This window comes from Sphingobacterium sp. MYb382 (assembly GCF_037572665.1).
Classification (GTDB): Bacteria; Bacteroidota; Bacteroidia; order Sphingobacteriales; family Sphingobacteriaceae; genus Sphingobacterium.
In genome coordinates, this window is record NZ_JBBGZT010000029.1 from 35,364 (window position 1) to 57,734 (window position 22,371).

Genomic DNA, 22,371 nt, shown 5'->3' on the forward strand with positions numbered 1-22,371 from the left:
TAAACCTTAAAAATGACGATCATGAAAAACTATAAATTACTCCTGTTAAGTGGCTGCATAGGGTTAGCATCGCTTACAAGTTGTGATAAATTCTTAGATAAACCTTTGGAGAACCAACAGCGTTCTGAAGAAATAAACTATAAAAATACAGCGTTAATGTATCAGCCGGTTTCTGGCGTATACCGTTCCGCTTCGGATGATAACCTCGTCCATTGGATTGACCTTTCTATCCGTTGTATGCGTGATGACGATTTCCAACAAGGGGCACCAAGCCCAACCGACAACCCGGAGTTGATGGCCATCAAAAGCTTTCAACGTGACGTGACGGTTCAGTCTTACTGGGGTCTCAACCAGTCGTGGATTAGCTACTACAGTTTGGCTATTACAGCAAATAATGCCCTGATGGAGCTCGATCTGTTTGCTGCGCAAATCCCAGCAGACAATGCTAAAGACCAAGCCCTCAACAGACAGTATAAAGCGGAGGTTCGTTTTCTACGTGCCTATGCCCACCTGATGGCTTCCCGTATTTTTGGTGATGTGCCTATTCTTTTTGATAGTTCCGATATCGCTCGCCTAACTACCATTCATAAAAGTAGCGCACAAGAGGTTAGAAAATTCATCCTTGATGAGATGAATGCTTGTATTCAAGACTTACCAGCAATTCGCCCGAATGAAGCAACGACTCATAAAGGAGCTATCACGAAATACTCCGCTTTATTGCTTAAAGCAAAAGTTGCTGCCGACCTAGCTGGAAATGACAATGGTAGTGCCTACTGGGATGACGTATTAGCATCGACAGATGAAATCATCAACAGCAACAAGTTCTCTCTACACAGTGATTTCTACCAATTATTTAAAATTCCAGGAAAACTGTCTAATGAATCTCTTTTCGAGCTTCAATATTCGGATTTCGGTCTGCCTACAGGCGATATCGTTCGTCCTGGTGTGGATTGGGGAACCTTCTTTAAATGGCAAGGACCTGCTGGCGAACAAAAAGGAAGCGCCATTAATGGTGCTGGATGGATTCCACCTTCGCAAGATATCGTCAACTTCTTAACCGAGCGTGGTGATCTTACACGTCTAAATACAACAATCCTCCACTGTGGAATAGATGGCAAGCCTGACACCTACAAAGAGACGCCTAGTGGCGATAAAGTATATGGAAACGTGCACGGAATCAAGTATTTCAATGGAAAATCTTACTTGCCAACATCGCAAATGACAGCTGGCAGATTAGAATATGGAGCAAACAACAATGTTCGTATTTTACGTTACCCTGATGTTTTATTATTAAATGCTGAAGCAAAAGTACGTAAAGGCCAAAATGGAGATACTCCGTTCAACTTAGTTCGTGGGCGTGCAAAAATGCCGACAATAACAGGCGTAAATCTGACACAAATCCTAGACGAGCGTCGTGCTGAGTTTGCTTGTGAGTGGTGGGGTGAGCGTTTCAATGACTTAGTTCGCACAGGAAGAGCACAACAGGTGTTTGGTAGCAAATTTGTACCGGGACAAAGTGAATCTATTCCTATCCCACAAACACAAATTGACACAAATCCAAATTTTAAATAGATAATTCCCTATCTTTCAGGAATAAAACTATAGGCTGAATGCTCTCGATACACATCGACATTCAGCCTATTTATAGATTAGTCAGTTAGCATACCAAGCCCTTTGATAATCAACCTAACAATTTAAATATGAAAATTAAACCTGTACTGCTGTGGATTGTCCTGAGTATATTCTCCGTCCACACGACAGCTTTAGCTCAAAAGCAAAAGCCCGTCAAAGCCACCATCGTGGAGACCAAAACTGGTTTTCAACTCCTACGTAATGGTAAACCTTACTTTATTAAAGGTGCTGGTGGCACAAACTACATCGACAGACTAAAAAACTATGGTGGTAACTCCATACGTACCTGGAGTACGGCTGGCGCCGGAAAAACACTGGACGAAGCGCATAAACTAGGGCTTACCGTGACTTTAGGCCTCCGTGTAGGTGTTGAAAGACACGGATTCGACTACAACGACCCTAAAGCTGTAGCCGAGCAATTGGAGCGTTTACGCAAAGAAGTTATTGAATTCAAAGACCACCCTGCCCTACTCGCTTGGGGTATTGGAAATGAACTAAATCTACACTACAGTAACCCTAAAGTATGGGATGCTGTAAATGAAATTGCCGATATGATTCATTCGGTAGATCCAAATCACTTGGTGACAACTATGCTCGCGGGCATTAACAAGAAAGAGATTGATCTTATAAAAGCTAAATGTCCTTCTTTAGATTTAATCGCCGTACAAGTATATGGTGGATTAGCGTCCGTACCGCAACAAATTCGCGAAGCGGGATGGGAAAAAGCATATATTGTAACAGAATGGGGTCCTACAGGCCACTGGGAAGGCCCACAAACACCGTGGAAAGCTTCCATCGAGGAAACAAGTAGCGAAAAAGCAGCTGTTTACAAAAGCCGCTATGAAGCTTCCATTGCCAAGGACAAAAACTGCCTAGGTTCTTATGTTTTCCTTTGGGGACAAAAACAAGAAAGAACACCTACTTGGTATGGTCTTTTCACCGAGAAGGGTGAAGAAAGTGAAGTAGTCGATGTCATGCAATACTTATGGACAGGCAAATACCCTAAAAATCGTGCGCCACATATTGAATCAGCATTGTTGGCAGGCAAAAAAGCAACAGACCATGTGGTATTAACACCAGGACAAGAATATACGGCAGAAGCATTCGTGACGGACCCAAACAATGATAAACTAACAGCGCGCTGGGAACTGCTTCACGAAAGCACCGACCTTAAAGAAGGTGGCGACCGCGAAAATAGACCTGATGTTATCGGCGATTTGGTACACCCGCTAGCCGAAAATAAAGCAACAATCACAGCACCAACAACACCTGGTGCCTACCGCCTGTTTGTTTACGTCTCTGACCCATACAATAAAGTAGCGACAGCTAATATTCCATTCTTTGTGGGCAACCCTTTAAATGCCGCTACCGCAGCACCTATTGCCGATAAACAACGCTTTGCAAGCCAGCCATCGTGGTCTGATGAATTCGACTACAAAGGTCTTCCTGACCCAAAAAAGTGGTCTTATGATGTAGGCTCACAAAACAACGGATGGGGAAACAATGAGCTACAATACTATACGGATGCAAATGCTAAAAATGCATATGTAGATAATGGTGTCCTTAAAATAACCGCTATCAAAGAGCAAAAAGATGGCTTAAACTACACTTCAGCACGTCTGGTAAGTAAGGGTAAGGGCGATTTCCTATATGGTCGTTTTGAAGCCCGTGCAAAGGCACCACATGGCGTAGGCACATGGCCTGCCGTATGGATGCTTCCTACAGACTGGAAATACGGCGGTTGGCCAAGCTCTGGCGAGATCGATATCATGGAGCATGTGGGGTATGACCCTGATGTTGTTCATATTTCGGTTCACACCAAAGCATATCACCACTCTATTGGTACGCAAAAGACAGCAACAAAAAAGATAAGTAAAGCATCGGACGAGTTTCATACCTACCGTATCGACTGGACGCCTGAATACATGAAAGGCTTCGTTGATGATATTGAACTTTTCCATTTCGACAATGAGAAAACAGGCCATGAAGCTTGGCCTTTTGACCAAAAGTTCCACTGGATTTTAAACTTAGCTATTGGCGGTTTCTGGGGTGGACACAAAGGTGTTGATGACAGCGCATTCCCTGCTGTGATGGAGGTTGATTATGTTCGTGTTTACGACTATATCCCTTAATCAAAAAGCATAGAATTAACCCACAAGCCTTCCGAAGAATATTCGGAAGGCTTTTTTATTGGCCTAAAAGGTCATAGCGCATAGCAGGAACGCGTATTAAGCTAGACTACAGCTCCTGTTATGCAAAGAAATTCCTAACTTTGAATATGAACATCCTTATTATTGAAGACGATCTTCGTGTTGCCGAGCTTATACAAAGAGGTTTAACCGAGCACGGTTTTAGCAGCAGCCTGGCCTATGATGGCCTATCGGGCAAGAAGCTAGCGCTACAGCATGATTATGATCTCGTCATTACGGATGTTATCCTGCCTAAAATGGATGGCCTAGACCTCTGTAAGGAGATTCGACAAACGAAACCCGACCTTCCCATCATTATGCTAACAGCTCTAGGGACAACCGACGATAAAATCGAAGGCTTCGACGCTGGCGCGGATGATTATCTCGTTAAACCCTTTGAGATGCGGGAACTGCTCGTCCGCATTCGTGCCCTATTAAAAAGGAATAATAAATCCAGTCAACATACAGGCTTCATCATACGCTATAGCGACCTAGAAATGAACCTGCATAGCAAATTGGTAAAACGTAGCAACAAGGATATTAGCCTGACGCCAAAGGAGTTTAAGCTCCTTGAATATATGCTACAAAACCCCGAACGTGTACTCTCACGCGCTGAAATTGCAGAGAAAGTATGGGACACTCATTTTGATACAGGAACCAACTTTATCGATGTGTATATCAACTACCTCCGTAAGAAAATTGATAAAGACTTTGACAATAAGTTGATTCATACAAAATCGGGTATGGGTTTCATTTTAAAAGCTGAATAATGCAAATCAGAACTAGAATCACCCTACTCTTTACTTGCATCACTGCGACTATATTATTCATTTTCGCAGCGCTCATCTACTTCTCTGCCAAAGAGAGTCGAGAAAAGGAATTCTATACCCTACTGACAAAAGAGGCTTATACCAAAGTGAACCTCTTCTTGGATGCACAGGTTGATAAACATACGCTACAAGAAATATATCGGAACAACCGTAAAATACTAAACGAGGTGGAAGTAGCGATCTACAGCACCGACTTTAACCTCCTCTACCATGATGCCGTAGATATAGACTTTGTCAAAGAAACCCCAAACATGCTGAAGGATATACGCAGCAAAGGGCAGGTACATTTCTATCAAGGTCCTTGGCAAGTTGTTGGTCTTATGTATTCCTATGCTGGCAAGCAATATATCGTTACGGCTGCTGCTTTGGATCAATATGGATACACCAAGCTAGACCTACTTCTTAAAAACAGTAGCCTAATTTTTATCCTTTCCATTATACTGCTTTTTATTGCTGGACGATTATTCTCGAAACGTGTGTTTAGCCCAATCAATAGCATGACGGAAAAAGCACAAATTATCTCGGCGACAAACCTAGACCTTCGACTCGAAACAAATAACAATAAAGATGAACTCTCCGTGCTAGCAAACACCTTCAACCAAATGCTAGAGCGTCTGGAAAGTTCTTTCGATGCCCAGAAGAGCTTTGTCTCCAATATATCTCATGAGCTGCGTACTCCCCTTTCAGCCATCATTGCTGAGCTAGAACTCTCCACCATCAAGGAGCGATCTACAGCAGAGTATAAAGCCGTTATTGAAAATACGCTGAGCGATGCACATAAGCTTGTTAAGCTATCCAACAGTCTTTTAGATTTTGCTAAAGCGAGCTATGATCCTTCCGAAATTGCCTTCCGTCCAATTCGGGTTGATGAAACCTTACTCGATGCACGACAAATGGTGCAGCAGGCCAATAAAAACTACCGTGTTAACATCCATTTCAATAGTGAAATCGATGATGAAAGCCAGATATCTGTTAATGGTAACGAGTACCTGCTAAAGGTCGCCTTCGTCAACCTTTTCGAAAACGGATGTAAGTTCTCCGACGATAAACAGTGTACCGTAAATGTGAGCTTTCAAGACAACAACATTGTATTAGACTTTACCGACAATGGTATAGGCATCCCGAGTAAAGACCTCGAGCATATCTTTCTTCCTTTTTATCGTGGAGAGAATAAAACTAGAGCCGATGGCAATGGAATCGGGCTACCGCTTACCCACAAAATTATTCAGCTCCACCACGGAGCGATTCGTATTCAGTCGACCGTAGACTTAGGAACAACCTTTACACTAGCGATTCCACATTTGTAAGAATCAACAAATTTTTATCATTTAAAGTCTACTTTAAATGGGTAAATCAAATATTCTGATTGCAGAAAAAGCCGCATTGTACTTTCATACAATGCGGCTCACTTCAATTATATTTTATTATTTATGGGAAACTTTATTCCTATTTTGCAGCCATTTCATCTACATAATCTTCATTTTTAACGAAGTCTGCACTAATTAGCTCTGCGTAATTAGGTTTCTCTTTGTTACCACTTAGGCGACGGCCGATGCTATCGAAAATCGAGTAGACAACAGGAACGACAACTAGCGTTAAGAATAGAGACGAAAGAAGGCCTCCGATAATAACGATTGCTAAACCACGGTTCATATCGGCACCATCACCCGTTGCCGTAGCAATAGGTACCATACCAATTACCATGGCAATCGTTGTCATCAAGATTGGACGGAAACGCGCATGGTTGGCCGCTAATAGCGCCTCATACGTAGAGAATCCAGCCTCTTTCTTATGGTTTGTAAAGTCGACAAGCATGATCGCATTCTTGGCCACCAAACCAATCAACATGATAATACCTAAAATCGTAAAGATATTTAAGGTTTGGTTTGTCAATGCCAATGCTAATAACGCACCAATAAACGATAGTGGAATCGAGAACAAAACGACAAAAGGAGTCGCAAAGTTATCATACAAGGCAACCATAACAAGGTAAACCAAGATAATCGAAGCCAGCAAAGCTACCCCCAAAGTACCAAATCCCTCTTGTTGGTTTTCCATATTACCACCCCATTTAAACGAAACACCAGGCTTCAATTTAATTTTCTCAAACTCCGTCTGCCATTCTGCAGCCACCGTACCTGCTGGCTTACCAACTACTTGTGCCTGTACAGAAACAGAAGGTGATTTATCACGACGCTCCAATAATGAAGGACCAGAACTGTAAGAAACATCAGCAAATTGCTCTAGCTTCATTACGTTACCTTTATCGTTGATAAACTTCAAGTTCTTAACGTCATCAATATTACCACGACCAAACTCGTCATAGCGGATATTAATATCATACTCGGTATCTCCAGCACGGAATTTAGTATCCGTATTACCAGAGAAAGCCGTTTGCATGGTCATACCTACATTAGATACATTCAAGCCCAAAGAGTTCATCTTATCACGGTCTACCTTAACGTTGATCTCTGGGTTACCATCCTCAGACGTTAATTTAACTTCGGAGGCACCAGGAATATGGCGTAATGCATCCGCAAAGCTACGTGCCGCCTCTAAAGCGTCGGCTTGCGATGACCCGATAACTGTCAATGTCAATGGCGCTTGTTCCGCTCCCATTAAACCCATGTTCACCGTTTTCACTTTAGCACCCACTAGAACATTCTCCATCTCACGTCTTAACTTCGCTGAATATACCTTTGTAGGCTCTTCTTGATTATGCCCTTTCTTGAGCATGATGTGAATCTCAGACTTGTATTTCGTTCCCGAAGTATTTACCATACCATCCGAAGCCTGCCCTACCGTAGTAATCATACTTTCAATTTCCGGCTTTTGAGATAAATAGTTCTCCGCCTTCTGTGTCATAAAGTTCGTTTGCTCCAAAGAAGCATCTTTATTTAACTCAATCTGCAAGTAGAACTCACCTTTATCATTACCTGGGAAGAAATCGGTACCGATATACCCTTTACCAATAAGCATAAATGAAGCTACCAATAAGATAATAGAAACCAATAAGGTTAAAACTTTATTAAGACGAGTTTTCAATGCCCATTCCAACATAGCAGAAATACCATGCGTCAATTTCGACAACCCAGCTTCAAAACCATGAAGGATACCACCAAAGAAACTATTTTTATTGATATGTGCTAGCTTACCCATACGCGAGTACAACCAAGGTACCACCGTAAAGGAAACCAATAAGGATAGCATCGTCGAAACCATAACCGTCACACAGAACTGACGTAAGATATCCGATACTAAACCTGATGACAAGGCAATAGGGAAAAATACAACCACGATAACCAAGGTAATCGCAGAAACGGTAAACCCAATCTCTTTTGCTCCATCAAAAGCAGCACGCACTTTATTTTTACCCATCTCCATGTGGCGGTGAATATTCTCGATTACCACAATCGCATCATCCACCAAAATACCTACTACAAGAGATAAACCAAGTAAAGACATTAAGTTTAATGTATAACCCAATAAGTAAAGGAAAATAAAGGAACCTACTAAAGATAATGGTATCGCCACAACAGCGATGAAGGCATCACGCAAACTATGCAAGAAAAACAACATGATAAACGCTACCAAGGCAATCGCAATCATTAAATCGTGCATTACATTGCTCGCTGCTGTCAACGTATAGTTTGTGGTATCGTTTGCAATTTGAATATCAATACCTTGTGCTTTATAATCATTAGCAACAACGCCAATAGTTTTATGTACCAAAGAAGAAACTGCTACCGCATTCGCATCCGATTGCTTATATACCTGCATTAAGATGGTATTCTTACGATCAAGACGGGATATTTTCTCCACATCTTTGATACCATCTTGCACATCAGCAATATCGCTCAAGCGGATAGCAACACCTTTAGGCGTCGTTATAGGCAGGTTACGTAGCTCCTCGATAGACGTAAATTTTCCCGATAGACGTAAAGTCGTTTGGTTATCACGCGTTTTCACATTACCCGTAGGAAAATCTAGATTGGAAGCAGCAATAAGCTGTTGAACCTGTATGATAGACAAGCCATAGCCTTCCAATTTACTTGGATTCACACTGACCTGAATTTCGCGTTCTTCACCACCAATCATATCTACTTTTGCAACTCCGTTGATACGTGCAAAAACAGGCTGAATTTTCTGATCTAATAGATCGTACAATTCTTTCTCCGATAAGTTTGATGTCACCGAAAGGTTGATAATCGGTACGTCATCTAGCGAGAATTTAGATAATGCTGGAGTCTTCGCATCATCAGGCAGCTCATTGATAACCGCATTGATTTTACGTTGCGCATCCGTCAGCAAGAAGTTCACGTCGGCTCCGGTATTCAGCTGAATAGCGACAACGGATACGGACTCCATGGACTTGGATTCAATTTTCTTCACGTTTTCTAAAGAGGAAACCGCATCCTCAATAACTTTCGTTATGGACGTTTCCACCTCGGAAGGTGCAGCACCAGGGTATACAGTTTGCACTGTAATCACGTTAACCTCAAACTTAGGTATCAGCTCGTACCCCATATTCTGGTAGGAGAAGACCCCTCCTAGCGTTAGTAAAATAAAGAGTACTATAATTAAACTAGGCCTCTTTATTGAAATTTCTGATATTTTCATGGAATAGATTTCGCTTACTTAATAATTTCTACTGGAGTTCCGTTCAACAAGTTGATTTGACCTGATGTGATTACTTTAGCACCTTGCTCTAAGCCAGAAACTACTTCTACCTCATCACCAAAACTTCTTCCGGCAACAACATTTTTTAATACAGCTTTTCCGCCTTCAATCACAAATATTTGGTTGGAGCTTACACTACCTACAAACGCATTACGAGGAACAACTAATAACGTAGATAATTGCTCACCACCGAAATAGGCAGTACCATACATACCCGCTTTCAAGTCGTTGGCCGCGGAGTTTTTAATTTCCAACTCCACAGGGAAGTTTAAGCTTTCATCCGCTTTAGGCGCGATAAAAGTAACAACACCATAAAAAGATTTATCAGGCAATACATCAGAACCAACTTTAATAGACTGACCCAACTTAACCTGTCCAATATTTTTCTCGTCAACTTTAATCTTTAACTTCAACGTAGACACGTTAACAATTTCAAACATTACATTTCCTGGAGCGATATAGGAACCAGGCTCGATATTCTTTTTGTTAATGATACCCGAGAATGAAGCTGTAATATTTACGTCAGAAGCACTAATACGCGCTGATTTCAAGTTATTATTCGCTTGGTCCAACTGAAGCTTCGCTTGATCCAATTGTTGCTTAGTGACCCCACCTGTTGAGAAAGCACTTTCAAAACGTGCAACTTCATTTTTCGCATTATCATAAACAGCTTGTGCATTGGAAACACTCACATTTTGCTTATCACCATTAATAACGGCTAAAGTTTGTCCTGTCTTAACGAAAGAACCTTCTTCTACCAACACGCGAATAACTTTACCAGATACCTCTGAAGACAAATTAACCTCTTGCTTAGGTGCGAAAACACCATTCGTAATGTATTGTGCATTCACTTCTTTCATATTGGCATCTTCAGCACGAACAGCAACAGCAGCATTCTGCACCGCTACAACAGCAGTTTGTTCTTCATTTTTCGCCTTATTCTTATTTAAAAGAAACATAATACCTGCTAAAGCAGCTCCAACAATTATTACGGTTATTATTATACGTTTCATCGTTTTATAATTTATATTTTTTTGAGTGAGATGACTCTTATACTCAGATTGGTTTAGTATTATTAATTATTTATTGACTAGGGTTTTCAACTGACCTTTAGCTTTAACAAGCTGTACTTCTGCAACTTTATAGTTCAACAATGAAGTATTCAAGTTATTTTGCGCATCAGCATAAGCTTGTTCCGCTTCTAACAATTCGGTCAAGGTCGCTAAACCATTTCTGTAGTTATTAGAAGTGTTGCTCAACACGTCGTTTGCTAAGTGCACGTTTTCACGATTAGAATTTACCGTCAGCAAGCTATTTTTAACCTGTGCCTTCGCATTCTCGTTCATCATACTCAACGACAATTTGGTGTCATACAAATCAATCTCTGCTTTCTTAAGGTCCACATCCGCCTGTCTAACTTTCGACCGTGTCTTAAATCCATTAAAAATTGGAAAAGATACATTAACTCCTAGCGTACTGAAATTAGACCAACTAGCATCTGGACGACCATGAAAAAATGGAACTTTATTTCCAAATCCGGTATATCCATAGTTTGCAGTTAAAGAAACCGTTGGATAATAAGCTGCTATTTCCGCCTTTTTGTTCAACTCCAACAATTCAATTTGCTTATCCATCAATTTTACTTCCGTACGTGAATTCACATCCGCAAAATCCATCAAGATAGCAGCATCAACTTCAAAAGTTTCTTTAGGCAATACGATTGGTGCAGTGATATCCATACCAATAGCAAATTTCAAAGCATTTTCCTTTAACTGTAAAGCGTTTACCAACTGCTGCTTTTGTGCCATCAAATTATTGATATTAACAACGATACGATCAAGATCAATCTTCTTACCTAAACCAGCTTGATACAAGCCTTCGATAATTTTTTTGTTCTTGTTAGCGTTATCAACATTCGTTTGCACCGTTGCCAAATTCAACTGCGACGTATATACATCGTAGTAAGAAACAGCAACCTTTTCAATCAGTTGCTCTTCAGTCAGCTCATTATTGATAATGTAAAACTCACGCGTCGTGCTTGCGGCCTTAAGTCCGGTAAAAACCGACTGGTTAAAAATCTGCTGATTTAAGGCTACAGTAGGTGTCGATTGCCACTTTTGTCCAAAGGCAGCAAGGATTGTCTCTCCTGGCCTACCAAGCATCTCACCTGGTAAAGCTACCTTTTGAATAATAGGGTTATACGTAAGCCCGGCAGTCAACGTAATCTGTGGTAATGCTGCCGACCGAACCTCATCGATTTTGTTTTGCGCATTTACGACATCGAGTTTAGACTTTTTCGCATCTGCTTTCGAATGCAGTGCAAATTCAATAGCTTGTTGAAGAGTTAGCAACTCTTGTGCCCAGCTCCTACTCACTTGGAGCAATAGGCCAACAGCCAGAACAGTTAGATACTTTAATTTCATCCTTTAGAAAAATTATCCTGCTTTATTTATGTTGTTAAGTTTATTACTAAGGATAAAGTCGACCGCAGCTTTTTGGCTACGTAAAATATCGTCAACCTTATCAGAATTAGGCATACCGGAAAGAATATCATCCACACTGCGCAACAGACTCAATCCGCGTACAATTTCTACAAATGAAACTGCAGATTGTTCTACATCATACAAATACAATTCGCCCGACTCGATAGCCAGGTTAAAAAGTATCCTAATAACCTCAATATCCCGCAAATGAATCTCTTGCAGCAAACAGGCAATCCCCTGCCCCTTAATCCACTCTAAATTCTCATTAATATGCAAAATATAGTACTCACGCATATACCTAGCTCTCAATTCAAGAAGCTGATGCGCTATTTCCCGTACGTTTCCTTGATACTTCGCCACAATCACCATCTCTTCTTCAACAACGGCACTCGTGATAAATTCCAACACATCTTTAATCAATGCATTTTTATCTAGGTAATAATAATACAGGTTAGCCTTCGTAATATTCAAGTCTACAGCAATCTCATTCATTGTGGTTTTGTGAAAACCATAATAAGAGAAACGCTTCAATGCAGCTTGAATTATTTGTTCTTTTTTGCTATCCATTTTTACTTTAAACTTTCTGACTTTTTTCTGAAAACGTTCAAAAGTAAAAAAAGTAAATGGCTTGACCATCAGGAAATAGTCAATAAATGTAATTTTATTGTAATTTTTAGTAAAAAGCTTGTAGATACCGTTTATTCTACGGCAAAAGTCTTCTCAAATTTGCGTTTATCAAACTTATAAAGCCGAGCAGCTCTATAGGAAACACCCTTCTGAACTTCAGATAACTCTTTCAAAAAGCCAGCATTAGCGATCTTCTTTCTAAAATTACGCTTGTCCAAAGGTTTGTTTAAAATTGCCTCATAAACTTGTTGCAGTTGGGTCAACGTGAATTTCTCGGGAAGAAATTCATAGACCACGGTAGAATAGTTGATTGAAGTTTTTAGCTTCTGCAAACTTTTCTCGATGATCTCATTATGGTCAAAGGCCAACTCTGGCAGCTCCTTCACAGAAAACCATTGTGCTTGTCGCATATAGTCTGTAACTGGGCGTACTCGAGATTTAACATCATCATATTTCACAATAGTGGAGTAAGCAACAGTAAGAATACGCCCTTGCGGATGGCGCTTAACGCCAGCAAAAGCCCCCAACTGCTCCATAAAAATGTCTTTCAATCCAGTAAGTTCATAGGATATCCGTTTCACAGCATCTTCCATTTCTTCATGTTTGTCAACAAAGAATCCGGGAAGTGCCCACCAGTCTTTATACGGATATTCGTTGCGTTCGGTCAATAAGACCTGCAAATTTCCTTCATAAAAACTATAAACAACACAATCTATGGTAAAATATGTTTGCAAAATAATCGTATTTTTAAGTTTGTATTACCTGCCTATTAACCTTCAACAAAAATATCCTAATTATATCGTTAATAGCCAAAAAAACAAAAAAAAATTTAATAGTGTAAGAAATACACATTATATTCGTAAAACCTAAAATGAGAGATTTAGTGAAAGAAATAAATAGAATAGGTGTTTTTACCTCAGGAGGTGATGCTCCTGGCATGAATGCCGCCATTCGTGCAGCGGTGAGAACAGCGTTGTACAATGGAAAAAAAGTAACTGGGATCTACCATGGTTACCAAGGAATGATCGAAAACTCCATGTTTGATATGGATAGTCGCTCGGTGAGCTCTATTATTCAAAAAGGAGGTACCGTTTTAAAAACGGCTCGTTGTTTAGAGTTTAGAACCCCTGAAGGTCGTGCTACAGCTTATGCCAATGTAAAAGCGGCAGGAATTGATGCACTTGTGGCTATCGGTGGTGATGGTACTTTTACAGGTGCTGAAATATTCTCCAAAGAATATGATATCCCTGTAGTATGTATTCCTGGCACAATCGACAATGACCTTAATGGAACGGACTTAACCATCGGTTATGATACGGCGAATAATACAGTTATTGATGCAATTGATAAGATCAGAGATACAGCAGCTTCCCACAACCGTCTTTTCTTTATTGAAGTAATGGGTCGTGACTCGGGTTGTATTGCCTTGAATGCTGGTGTAGCTGGTGGTGCTGAAGCAATTTTATTACCTGAAAAAGAAACCGCTATCGATGAATTAATCGAAATGTTGGAGTCTGGCGCAGACCGCAATAAATCGTCGATGATTGTTGTTGTAGCGGAAGGTGATAAAAACGGCGGAGCGTCTAATGTGGCGAAACGCGTCAATGAAAAATTTGATTATTATGACACAAAAGTTAGTATCTTAGGACATCTTCAACGTGGAGGTGCACCGAGCAGTGCTGACCGTGTATTAGCGACCCGTATGGGCTATACAGCCGTAAACGAATTGCTAAAAGGAAATACACGCATAACCATCGGTGTTCGTGGCAGCGATATGGTAACAACTCCACTAGAAGAAGCATTGAGCAAGAAAGAACTTAAGCTTAATGAAGAACTGGTAGAGATTGCAAAAATTATGACGTTTTAATTTCAAATATGATTGTTGTTGTTTTTAGTGGATCGCGTTATGCCGATTGGCGAATAGCAGATAAAAACAGAATCTTGCACGGATTCCGTACGTCTGGTATAAATTCGTATATCCAAGACGAGCGCTATATATTGCAGCTACTTAACAAAAACACGCACCTTATCAATAACGCGGAAAGGATAAAAAAAATTTACTTCTTTGGTGCTGGTGCTTCATCGCCCGAACGCCAAGAAAAAATTGAACGTGTATTCCGACAGTTTTTCAAAAACGCACGCGTAAAAGCAAACCACGATCTACTGGCTTCCGCTATTTCCACCTTCGGTGATGAAAAAGGCGTGATTGGCATTATAGGTAGTGGCTCTAATGCGGCCTACTACAATGGCAAAAAAGTCATCCCTAACAATTATGGTCTAGGCTATATCTTGGCCGATGAGGGATCTACCAACTGGCTAGGCAGACAGCTAATGAAAGACTTCCTTACGGAGGTTATGCCTATTGGTATTCGTGAGAAACTATTGAATAAGTATAATATCGACAGACGCACGGTATTGGACAGGGTTTATCACAACCCCAACCCCAACCTCTTTTTGACCAGCTTCGCTGAATTCATATATGAAAACAAAGAGGATACCTACATTGCGCAACATATAAAGAAAGGTCTAGAAACATACGTTAAGACCTACTTAATTCCGCTTGCGGAAAATTATCCCGACACACAAATTAACTTCACCGGATCGGTAGCCAACAACTATGGCGATTGGTTGAAGGAAATATGTCGAGAATATGGGCTTATCATCGGTGATATCATCAGTGAGCCTGTTCAGAACTTAGTAAAGTATTACATTAACAAAAATTGATAAAATGAAAATTGGAATTAACGGATTCGGCCGTATCGGTCGTTTAGCTTTCAGAGCTGCTATCAACCGCAGCGATATCGAGGTTGTAGGTATCAACGATTTAGTTGAGCCAGACTACTTAGCATACATGTTAAAATACGATTCAACACACGGTAGATTTGACGGTACTGTTGAAGTTAAAGACGGTAACTTAATCGTTAACGGTAAAACTATCCGTATCACTGCTGAGAAGGATCCTGCAAACTTAAAATGGAATGAAGTAGGTGCTGAAGTAATCATCGAATCTACTGGTTTCTTCTTAACACAAGAATTAGCACAAAAACACATCGAAGCTGGTGCTAAGAAAGTAGTTATGTCTGCTCCTGCAAAAGATGATACCCCTACTTTCGTAATGGGTGTAAACCATAAAGAATTAAAAGCTGAGTACAATATCGTTTCTAACGCTTCTTGTACTACAAACTGTTTAGCGCCAATCGCTAAAGTGTTAAACGATAAATTCGGTATCGTTGAAGGCTTAATGACTACAATCCACGCCGTTACAGCTACACAAAAAACTGTAGATAGCCCTTCGTCGAAAGACTGGAGAGGTGGACGTGGTGCTTACCAAAACATCATCCCTTCTTCTACAGGTGCTGCTAAAGCAGTAGGTTTAGTTCTTCCTGAATTAAAAGGTAAATTAACAGGTATGTCTATGCGTGTTCCTACAGCTGACGTTTCTGTAGTAGATTTAACAGTACGCTTAGAAAAAGGTGCTTCTTACGAAGACATCAAAACAGCAATGAAAGAAGCTGCTGATGGCGAGTTAAAAGGTATTTTAGGCTACACTGAAGACGAGGTTGTTTCAACTGACTTCTTAGGTGACGCTCGTACTTCTATCTTCGACGCTAAAGCGGGTATCTCTTTAAATGATAACTTCGTGAAAGTTGTATCTTGGTACGATAACGAATGGGGTTACTCTAACAAAATCATTGATTTAGCACAAGAAATCGGTAAATTATAATCACCGATTCCCAAATAAAAAGGGGCTTATCATATGATAAGCCCCTTTTTTATAGCGTTAATAGGAGGTTTTATCGCATTAAGAAACCACCACCAAGTAAATCGTTTCCTTCATAGAATACAGCCGACTGTCCTGGCGCAATACCTTTCACGTTATGCGTAAAATCAACACGCATCGTCGTTCCATCTTGCGTCAAAATAGACTCCGCTCCGGCATCTTTATAACGGATTTTCGTAATAGCCTCCAGTGGTTGATCCAATGAAGCATATTTAACCAAGTTAATATCGCGTACGAAAGCCTGTGCACGTTCAAGCTCATGCTCCTCACCCAATACCACAGAATTGCTCTCTGGCAAAATCTCGATAACAAACATAGGCTTACCCAAAGCAATACCTAAGCCTTTACGTTGACCAATAGTGAAATAAGGATAGCCGATATGCTGACCTACAACGGTACCGTCTGATAAAAGAAAGTTACCATGACCAATCTCTTGGTCTAGTGTAGGACGTTTATGGCGTAAGAACGCTCTATAATCGTTCTCCGGAACGAAACAAATCTCGTAGCTCTCGGATTTCTGCGCCAACTCTTGTTGTCCCATATCTAAAGCCATTTGACGGATCTCTTTCTTCGTGAAATTACCTAACGGAAATTGTGTACGTGCTAAGTTCTCTTGCGACACACCCCACAACACGTAAGATTGATCTTTATTCTCATCGCGTCCCTTAGAAATTACGTAACGACCACTATCTTGCAAACGGATGTTCGCATAGTGTCCCGTTGCGATAAACTCACAGTCCAGCTTATCTGCACGTTTCATCAACGCAGACCACTTAATGTGTGTATTACACAATACGCAAGGATTTGGTGTACGTCCAGCAATATACTCGTCAACGAAGTTATCAATGACATAGTCACCAAATTCATCGCGTATATCCAGAATATAGTGTGGAAAACCGTAACCTACCGCCAAAGAGCGTGCATCATTAATACTATCTAAACTACAGCAGCCTGTTTCTTTCGAAGAACCACCTGCCGAGGCATAATCCCAAGTTTTCATGGTTATGCCGATTACCTCATAGCCTTGTTCGTGCAACATCACCGCGGCAACGGAACTATCCACCCCACCACTCATTGCAACCAAAACTCTACCTCTTTTACTCATATTATTTTTGTGATGTGCAAAGATAGGCTAATTTGAGAAATAGCTATGTTTATTTCATGTAATTTTATCTCAATAAAAATCAACCACTTGAAAGAAACCTTGATATTTTTTAGCACAAAAGTTTTTAAATTCAAAAAAAGCCCCTACATTTGCAACACAATAAAGGAAAACATCGCCGCTAAAACGGTAAAGAATTCCAAAAGGTGCCATAGCTCAGTTGGTAGAGCAAAGGACTGAAAATCCTTGTGTCGCTGGTTCGAATCCAGCTGGCACCACCGCAAAATCTGAAAGTAACAGAATCAAAATAAAAACTTGAAAGGTGCCATAGCTCAGTTGGTAGAGCAAAGGACTGAAAATCCTTGTGTCGCTGGTTCGAATCCAGCTGGCACCACAGAAATCCTTGAAGACGTAAGTTTTCAAGGATTTTTTGTTTTACGACGATTTTTGAAAATCTCCAAGAAAACCAAAAACGCCCAGATATCAATCTCTCTGAATTTCAAACAACTACACACAAACGTCTTTAAAGAGAAAAATGCAGTGCCTAATTTTTTGTTTATCTTTAAGTATATTCACACCTACCCTCTTTACAAAACTTCATTTTATGATAAACTACAACGGAAAAATATTTAAGCCAATCAGTAATTCCGAAAATGGAGAAACTTCAGACGAAACTTTTTTTTATTACCAGCAGACTGAAAATATACTAACAGCAACTTATCAGGGCGGTCAAATTAAAACAGGTCACTTAATCGGTCTAATCGACGATCAGGGAAATATAGACATGCAATACCATCAAGTAAATAAAAATGGAGCGCTTATGACGGGAATCTGTAAATCTACACCTGAAATTCTTGCTAATGGAAAAATACGATTGCATGAAGTTTGGGAATGGACTTGTGCAGATAGATCTAAAGGAGAATCTATAATTGAAGAGCAGTAAAAATGTACTTCGTAGCGAATCAACAGCATCAAAAGAAAAGTTTAAAACAGCAAAAAGTTCAGACCTAAAAAAAACAATTTACAAATGAGTCTATTATACGATACGTCAGGTTTTAAACAAACAAATCCTTTCGATTCACAATAAATAGTGTATATTTGCAGCATAAGCTGGAAACGGCTTATAGCTGAACGTAACAGACTCCCAATAAAAACGTGAAAGGTGCCATAGCTCAGTTGGTAGAGCAAAGGACTGAAAATCCTTGTGTCGCTGGTTCGAATCCAGCTGGCACCACGAAAATCCTTGAAGACGCAAGTTTTCAAGGATTTTTTGTTTTCAGGGTATTTTGCAATAAAAAACCCATCTCTATAGGATGGGCTTTTCAATACTTTGCTTAAGGCACTACTTTGTTTTTGTAAATGCCATTTTAACGGCCATGTAGCATAAAACACTGCCCATAAACCAACGTTGATATTTTAACCAAACGGGATTGCTAGAGAAGAAAGCTGCTATTCTCGATACGGAAAGCACAATCACCGTATGCACCGTAAATGTCATAATAATCTGGATAAACCCTAGTTCTAAATTCTGCATCAACACAGACCCCATTTCTGGCTTTACAAATTGCGGGAACAGCGATACATAAAACACGGCAACTTTTGGGTTTAGCGCATTGGTCAAAAATCCAACGCTAAACAGTTTTCGTGGAGAGTCTATAGAAACGTTTTGATCGACATCAAACAAGCCTTTACTATTGGATCGAAAAGCCTGTATCGCTAAATACAGCAGATAGGTGATTCCAAATATTTTCAATGTCAGATAAGCATACGGAACGGTCATCAATACGGCCGTAAGACCTAGAGAAACCAAAACGATATGAAATAAAAAACCACAAGCTACTCCCGTGATGGATAAGAAGCCGGCTTTTCGGCCTTGTACCAAGGATCTTGAGATTAAGTAAATCATATTTGGTCCCGGACTCATTATCAAAATAAAAACCGTGACAATAAATAGGAAGACATCGGGTAATTGTACCATGAGAATTTTGTTTTATTCGAATGTTGTAATTGACTTAAAATGACTTTGTGCGTATGCTATAGCAGCACAGTGGCGAATATAGGATATTTTATTCTTTAAGAGCAACTGCAATATTCAATCTTTTGAATCTACATATCTAAATTGTTATGCTGTCCTTCGATAGGCTCAGGATGACGAATCTAAACATCCTGCTAGAAAATTTTATCTCCATGGCCTATCGTCCTCGTTTGAAACGAGGATGATCGAGCACAGCGTTTGCAACGCTGATTGCAGTCTTTTTCTTAATGGAGTACCTGTCCTTAGCCAGGACAAGGACTCAAACTTTTCCTTGATGAAAAGTTTGCAAAAATCAAGGCTGGCATAGGCTGCTATCTACGCTTGTAAATTCCGGAACGAAACTAAACTCGCTACGCTCAGACAACGTTTAGTTCTTGCGGAATTTACTACCCTACGATTTTACGCAGCAGATGCCTAAGCCTTTTTCTTAGCAAAGCAAATTAGTTCTGTTTTGCAGCTCATCTTTCTTTTGAACTTCCTTTTCCTATTTGTCATGCTGTCCTTCGACAAGCTCAGGATGACGAGTCTAAGCATCTTGCTAGAAAATCTTATTTGCGCAACCTATCGTCCTCGTTTGAAACGAGGATGCCCGAGCATAGCGTATGCAACGCTGCATGTAGTAAAATGTACACATTTCATGCTATTCATACTTCACTTTGTTAACATCTGAATATTTTAGACAGTGAATTGTTTAGCTATAAAAAGTACTTCAGCCGAAAAATTCGTATTTTAACATATACAACGTGAAAATTGTCTTTATGCCGCATACTGCAACGCCAAATCCAAAAACACACCAAGGTCGCAATGTAAAACGCTTCCGTGAAATGCTTGGTATTAAGCAAGAATCTTTAGCTTATGACTTAGGTGATGAGTGGAATGAGAAAAAGATTCTTTTATTAGAGCAGAAAGAAATCGTTGAAACTACCGTCTTACAGCAAATTGCTAACGTGCTAAAATTCCCCTTAGCCGCCATCCAAAATTTTAACGAAGAACAGCCTGTGAATATTATTGCAAATACTTTTGACAATGGCTCAATAGCCTACCAAAGAAATGAAAATTGTACCTTCAATACCGATCTCATAGAAAAATGGATGGAGGCAATAGAAGAAAACAAAAGGTTACAGGCGGAATTGGCTAAAGTAAAGGATGAACAAATTAAACTCTTGCAGCAGCTTCTTGCTAAAAAGCACATGTAACAATCTACCAAAGCAACAATGCTTTTTGTTGCTTCTAAAAATGCTAAACAAATAAAAAAAATCACTTTTTTTTGCGGATGTTTCAAAAAAACATATATTTGCGCTGTACTTCGTTCGTAGTACACTAATCAAAGCCTTTCATTAGGTCTTGATTTATAAAGAAGTGGCGAGAGACTGGCTCTATGACCCACTGGCAACCTTCAATAGGATTGAAAAGGTGCCAATTCCTGTCCTAAGCAATATCGCTTGGGAGCATATAAATAACATAAGATAATGAAAGAGATCAAAAAAATAACAACAAACAATCCAAAATTCTACCCGAGTCAAACATCACATAACCTGTGTTGTTCTATCATGCGAATGCGCTAGTCGTTCATGATCTTGGAATTGTTGTACCTCATCCTATTCAATTTTTTTCCTTATCATCTTGCTGAACGACCAAGCTCAACTCTTTTGGACTGGATTTCATTATTTTTCACTTAAAAACCATTAATTATGTCAACTGATAATAAAAACTTAAAATTCGAGACTTTACAAATTCACGCTGGACAAGAAGCCGATCCTACGACTGGCTCCCGTGCATTACCTATATACCAAACAAGCTCTTACGTATTTGAAAATGCTGAGCATGGTGCAAACTTATTCGCGTTAAAACAATTCGGGAACATCTACACCCGTATTATGAACCCAACGACGGATGCTTTTGAGAAACGTATTGCAGCGCTAGAAGGCGGTGTTGCTGCTGTAGCGGTAGCATCAGGCCAAGCGGCTCAATTTATTGCGTTAAACAACATCCTAGAGGCTGGCGAGAACTTCGTAGCAGGTTCTAACCTTTATGGCGGTACTTACAACCAATTTAAGGTAGCTTTCAAACGTATCGGTATTGAAGCACGCTTTGCCCTAAACAGCGAGGTTGAAAACATCGAAAAACTAATTGACGATAAAACAAAAGCGATTTTCTTGGAAACTATCGGTAACCCGAGCTACAACATTCCAGATTTCGAAAAAATAGCCGCTTTGGCAAAAAAATACGACCTACCCATCATTGTAGACAATACATTCGGTGCGGGTGGCTACTTGTTCAAACCTTTTGAGCATGGTGCACACGTTATCGTGGAGTCCGCAACAAAATGGATTGGTGGTCATGGAACAAGCATCGGTGGTGTCATCATTGACGGTGGTAACTACAACTGGGGAAATGGTAAATACAAACAATTCTCAGAGCCTTCTGAAGGATACCATGGCTTAGTTTTCGCTGACGTCTTCGGCGCTAACGGACCGTTTGGAAACATCCAGTTCGCTATTCGCGCACGTGTAGAAGGTCTTCGTGACTTTGGCCCTGCCCTATCCCCTTTCAACTCTTTCTTGCTAACACAAGGCTTAGAAACCTTATCCCTACGCGTTCAAAGACACGTAGACAATGCATTGGAAGTAGCACAGTGGTTGGAGCAGCATCCACAAGTAGAACAAGTGAGCTACCCTGGATTGAAAAACCACCCTTATCACCAAAATGCACGTAAGTACCTTAAAAATGGATACGGTGGTGTGTTATCCTTCACGATTAAAGGCGATGCGCAAAAAGCGAATGACTTCATTGACGCATTAGAGTTAATCAGTCATGTAGCCAATGTGGGCGATGCTAAAACATTGATTATCCACCCATCTGCAACGACACACCAACAGCTGTCTGCCGAAGCACAAGCAGCAGCAGGCGTTTATCCAGGACTTTTACGCCTATCCGTAGGTATTGAGCATATAGACGATATCAAAAATGACTTGCAACAAGCATTTGATAAAATAAAATAGTAGAATACCT

Annotated in this window: 17 protein-coding genes, 3 tRNA genes and 1 riboswitch; of the genes, 13 read left to right on the plus strand and 7 right to left on the minus strand. The window is 40.3% G+C overall.

Going from position 1 to position 22,371, the window contains the following annotated elements; all coding sequences use genetic code 11:
* Positions 1-21 precede the first annotated feature (21 nt).
* From WH223_RS17940 to WH223_RS17955, 4 genes are all read left to right on the plus strand, one after another.
* Entirely contained in the window at positions 22-1,572 is a 1,551-nt protein-coding gene (locus tag WH223_RS17940) for a RagB/SusD family nutrient uptake outer membrane protein (RefSeq protein ID WP_340049231.1), read from the plus strand.
* A gap of 128 nt (positions 1,573-1,700) precedes the next feature.
* Positions 1,701-3,764, plus strand: coding sequence for a family 16 glycosylhydrolase (locus WH223_RS17945; protein ID WP_340049233.1), 2,064 nt, complete (start codon positions 1,701-1,703; stop codon positions 3,762-3,764).
* A gap of 146 nt (positions 3,765-3,910) precedes the next feature.
* Entirely contained in the window at positions 3,911-4,591 is a 681-nt protein-coding gene (locus WH223_RS17950; RefSeq protein WP_340049234.1) for a response regulator transcription factor, read from the plus strand.
* On the plus strand, positions 4,591-5,958 hold the full coding sequence (locus WH223_RS17955; RefSeq protein WP_340049235.1) for a HAMP domain-containing sensor histidine kinase: 1,368 nt from the start codon (positions 4,591-4,593) through the stop codon (positions 5,956-5,958). The genes WH223_RS17950 and WH223_RS17955 overlap by 1 nt, the downstream gene beginning before the upstream one ends.
* A gap of 139 nt (positions 5,959-6,097) precedes the next feature.
* Here the strand turns inward: WH223_RS17955 and WH223_RS17960 are convergent, their stop codons facing one another.
* The 5 genes from WH223_RS17960 to WH223_RS17980 all read right to left on the minus strand — a co-directional run bounded on the left by WH223_RS17960 (position 6,098) and on the right by WH223_RS17980 (position 13,175).
* Positions 6,098-9,271, minus strand: coding sequence for an efflux RND transporter permease subunit (locus WH223_RS17960; protein ID WP_340049236.1), 3,174 nt, complete (start codon positions 9,269-9,271; stop codon positions 6,098-6,100).
* Positions 9,272-9,285: 14 nt separating this feature from the next.
* Entirely contained in the window at positions 9,286-10,344 is a 1,059-nt protein-coding gene (locus tag WH223_RS17965) for an efflux RND transporter periplasmic adaptor subunit (protein ID WP_340049237.1), read from the minus strand.
* Between the two features lie 66 nt (positions 10,345-10,410).
* Positions 10,411-11,754, minus strand: coding sequence for a TolC family protein (locus WH223_RS17970; RefSeq protein ID WP_340049238.1), 1,344 nt, complete (start codon positions 11,752-11,754; stop codon positions 10,411-10,413).
* A 12-nt stretch (positions 11,755-11,766) separates the two neighbouring features.
* Positions 11,767-12,381, minus strand: coding sequence for a TetR/AcrR family transcriptional regulator (locus WH223_RS17975; protein ID WP_340049240.1), 615 nt, complete (start codon positions 12,379-12,381; stop codon positions 11,767-11,769).
* A 131-nt stretch (positions 12,382-12,512) separates the two neighbouring features.
* Positions 12,513-13,175, minus strand: coding sequence for an NUDIX hydrolase (locus WH223_RS17980; RefSeq protein WP_340049241.1), 663 nt, complete (start codon positions 13,173-13,175; stop codon positions 12,513-12,515).
* Between the two features lie 137 nt (positions 13,176-13,312).
* On the opposite strand from WH223_RS17980, the gene pfkA reads away from it, so the two are divergent.
* Genes pfkA through gap form a run of 3 tightly spaced genes read left to right on the plus strand, consistent with a single transcriptional unit; the run spans position 13,313 to position 16,165 of the window.
* On the plus strand, positions 13,313-14,308 hold the full coding sequence (pfkA, locus tag WH223_RS17985; protein ID WP_445265628.1) for a 6-phosphofructokinase: 996 nt from the start codon (positions 13,313-13,315) through the stop codon (positions 14,306-14,308).
* An 8-nt stretch (positions 14,309-14,316) separates the two neighbouring features.
* On the plus strand, positions 14,317-15,165 hold the full coding sequence (locus WH223_RS17990; protein WP_340049242.1) for a hypothetical protein: 849 nt from the start codon (positions 14,317-14,319) through the stop codon (positions 15,163-15,165).
* A gap of 4 nt (positions 15,166-15,169) precedes the next feature.
* A complete protein-coding gene (gene gap, locus WH223_RS17995) occupies positions 15,170-16,165 on the plus strand; it encodes a type I glyceraldehyde-3-phosphate dehydrogenase (RefSeq protein WP_340049243.1) in 996 nt (331 codons plus the stop codon).
* A 70-nt stretch (positions 16,166-16,235) separates the two neighbouring features.
* Here the strand turns inward: gap and mnmA are convergent, their stop codons facing one another.
* Complete coding sequence (gene mnmA / locus WH223_RS18000; RefSeq protein WP_340049244.1) at positions 16,236-17,327, minus strand: tRNA 2-thiouridine(34) synthase MnmA; 1,092 nt, start codon at positions 17,325-17,327, stop codon at positions 16,236-16,238.
* A gap of 202 nt (positions 17,328-17,529) precedes the next feature.
* Between mnmA and WH223_RS18005 the strand changes: the two genes are divergently transcribed.
* The 4 genes from WH223_RS18005 to WH223_RS18020 all read left to right on the plus strand — a co-directional run bounded on the left by WH223_RS18005 (position 17,530) and on the right by WH223_RS18020 (position 18,558).
* Positions 17,530-17,602, plus strand: a tRNA-Phe gene (locus tag WH223_RS18005).
* A gap of 43 nt (positions 17,603-17,645) precedes the next feature.
* A tRNA-Phe gene (locus WH223_RS18010) sits at positions 17,646-17,718 on the plus strand.
* 210 nt (positions 17,719-17,928) lie between these two features.
* Positions 17,929-18,267 (plus strand): n-acetylglutamate synthase, encoded by a 339-nt coding sequence (locus tag WH223_RS18015; protein WP_340049245.1) that lies wholly within the window; start codon positions 17,929-17,931, stop codon positions 18,265-18,267.
* Positions 18,268-18,485: 218 nt separating this feature from the next.
* Positions 18,486-18,558, plus strand: a tRNA-Phe gene (locus tag WH223_RS18020).
* A 108-nt stretch (positions 18,559-18,666) separates the two neighbouring features.
* Here the strand turns inward: WH223_RS18020 and WH223_RS18025 are convergent.
* Positions 18,667-19,302: a LysE family translocator gene (locus WH223_RS18025; RefSeq protein WP_340049246.1), complete on the minus strand. Its 636-nt coding sequence runs from the start codon at positions 19,300-19,302 to the stop codon at positions 18,667-18,669.
* 800 nt (positions 19,303-20,102) lie between these two features.
* Between WH223_RS18025 and WH223_RS18030 the strand changes: the two genes are divergently transcribed.
* Together WH223_RS18030 and WH223_RS18035 are read left to right on the plus strand one after the other, a co-directional pair.
* Positions 20,103-20,555 (plus strand): XRE family transcriptional regulator, encoded by a 453-nt coding sequence (locus tag WH223_RS18030; protein WP_340049248.1) that lies wholly within the window; start codon positions 20,103-20,105, stop codon positions 20,553-20,555.
* 150 nt (positions 20,556-20,705) lie between these two features.
* Positions 20,706-20,818, plus strand: a riboswitch (SAM riboswitch).
* A gap of 232 nt (positions 20,819-21,050) precedes the next feature.
* On the plus strand, positions 21,051-22,361 hold the full coding sequence (locus WH223_RS18035; RefSeq protein WP_340049249.1) for an O-acetylhomoserine aminocarboxypropyltransferase/cysteine synthase family protein: 1,311 nt from the start codon (positions 21,051-21,053) through the stop codon (positions 22,359-22,361).
* Positions 22,362-22,371 lie beyond the last annotated feature (10 nt).

Excerpts from the sequence above, each read along its gene's own strand:
- WH223_RS17975 (WP_340049240.1), bottom strand. The coding sequence starts at position 12,381 with ATGGATAGCAAAAAAGAACAAATAATTCAAGCTGCATTGAAGCGTTTC.
- WH223_RS17940 (WP_340049231.1), top strand. The coding sequence starts at position 22 with ATGAAAAACTATAAATTACTCCTGTTAAGTGGCTGCATAGGGTTAGCA.
- WH223_RS17945 (WP_340049233.1), top strand. The coding sequence starts at position 1,701 with ATGAAAATTAAACCTGTACTGCTGTGGATTGTCCTGAGTATATTCTCC.
- mnmA (WP_340049244.1), bottom strand. The coding sequence starts at position 17,327 with ATGAGTAAAAGAGGTAGAGTTTTGGTTGCAATGAGTGGTGGGGTGGAT.
- WH223_RS17950 (WP_340049234.1), top strand. The coding sequence starts at position 3,911 with ATGAACATCCTTATTATTGAAGACGATCTTCGTGTTGCCGAGCTTATA.
- WH223_RS18015 (WP_340049245.1), top strand. The coding sequence starts at position 17,929 with ATGATAAACTACAACGGAAAAATATTTAAGCCAATCAGTAATTCCGAA.
- WH223_RS17990 (WP_340049242.1), top strand. The coding sequence starts at position 14,317 with ATGATTGTTGTTGTTTTTAGTGGATCGCGTTATGCCGATTGGCGAATA.
- WH223_RS18035 (WP_340049249.1), top strand. The coding sequence starts at position 21,051 with ATGTCAACTGATAATAAAAACTTAAAATTCGAGACTTTACAAATTCAC.
- WH223_RS17960 (WP_340049236.1), bottom strand. The coding sequence starts at position 9,271 with ATGAAAATATCAGAAATTTCAATAAAGAGGCCTAGTTTAATTATAGTA.
- WH223_RS18025 (WP_340049246.1), bottom strand. The coding sequence starts at position 19,302 with ATGGTACAATTACCCGATGTCTTCCTATTTATTGTCACGGTTTTTATT.
- pfkA (WP_445265628.1), top strand. The coding sequence starts at position 13,313 with ATGAGAGATTTAGTGAAAGAAATAAATAGAATAGGTGTTTTTACCTCA.
- gap (WP_340049243.1), top strand. The coding sequence starts at position 15,170 with ATGAAAATTGGAATTAACGGATTCGGCCGTATCGGTCGTTTAGCTTTC.
- WH223_RS17970 (WP_340049238.1), bottom strand. The coding sequence starts at position 11,754 with ATGAAATTAAAGTATCTAACTGTTCTGGCTGTTGGCCTATTGCTCCAA.
- WH223_RS17965 (WP_340049237.1), bottom strand. The coding sequence starts at position 10,344 with ATGAAACGTATAATAATAACCGTAATAATTGTTGGAGCTGCTTTAGCA.
- WH223_RS17955 (WP_340049235.1), top strand. The coding sequence starts at position 4,591 with ATGCAAATCAGAACTAGAATCACCCTACTCTTTACTTGCATCACTGCG.